A 960-nucleotide genomic window follows, 5' to 3' on the forward strand; every position below is an offset into this window, starting at 1 on the left:
AGGTAAAGATCGTTTGGGGTTTGGCTAATTTGATTCATGGATACAACTATATCAATAAACTTTGATATAGCAAGCCTATATCAATATATTTTGATATAGGCCTCTTTCGGGGCTTTTACTAAGTTTTTTCTGATCGAGTAGGGTGCTAACCAACAACGACGATAGTGATACGATCTTCTTGGATGCTGAATGTCTGATTAATGATTTGTTTTAGCACTTCGATAGCGGTTTCTTTCGAGCCATTCTGATTCTGCCAATTACCAAATGTGGCTTTCTTCAAAATTATTGATACCGCGACCTTATTGCTAGCACGTACTTCATTCTCAAATTCAGGCGAGAAAAAGTTAACTTCGATATGAGTGATCACCCTATGTTTCGAAAGAGGTGAAACAGTTGCGTTCAATAATTCGATGATCTTCTGGTTGTAGTCATTTTCGATCGTCTTAACGAGCGATCGTTTCTTTTGTATTAGATCGCTCGATAAGGCCTTTTCAATAATTTCCATGCGCTTAAGGCTGGTATCTGGATCTTCTTTATTTACGTTGAGATCAACTTCAATCTTTTTATGTTCAGTAACATTGCCAGATTCATCTGCATGAACGCTCCCTACCAGAGCTGCAGAAAGTAGTATGGCCAATGAAACCCAAGAAATTGAGAAATGGAAATTCATGGTAATACCCTCGGTAGTGTCATGCGATGTTTTCTCTATAGTCGTGATTTTATAGCTACGCATTAATCCCAATGCAACAACAGAAGCGTAATAAGGTGAATTGTGCAAAGTGAAATAGAAGGAGCATAGGGCATTGGGAATTTCTCTATCAAGTCCCGTTAATGTTGTTTAGGTGAAAGAACAGGCACGGGATCTAGATGTGTCGATTGCCTTTGTAGTCGATGGTCTACAGTTAGCTCGGTTAAATCTTCGGAGCACAGGCATGAGTTATCAACCACACTTTCATATTG

1 protein-coding gene is annotated in these 960 nt (G+C 39.0%); it reads right to left on the minus strand.

Translation table 11 applies throughout. The features are described 5' to 3' along the window. Positions 1-145: 145 nt before the first annotated feature. Positions 146-733 (minus strand): hypothetical protein, encoded by a 588-nt coding sequence (locus A3739_RS03420; RefSeq protein ID WP_068500322.1) that lies wholly within the window; start codon positions 731-733, stop codon positions 146-148. Between the last annotated feature and the right edge of the window lie 227 nt (positions 734-960).

The organism is Oleiphilus sp. HI0067 (assembly GCF_001635735.1).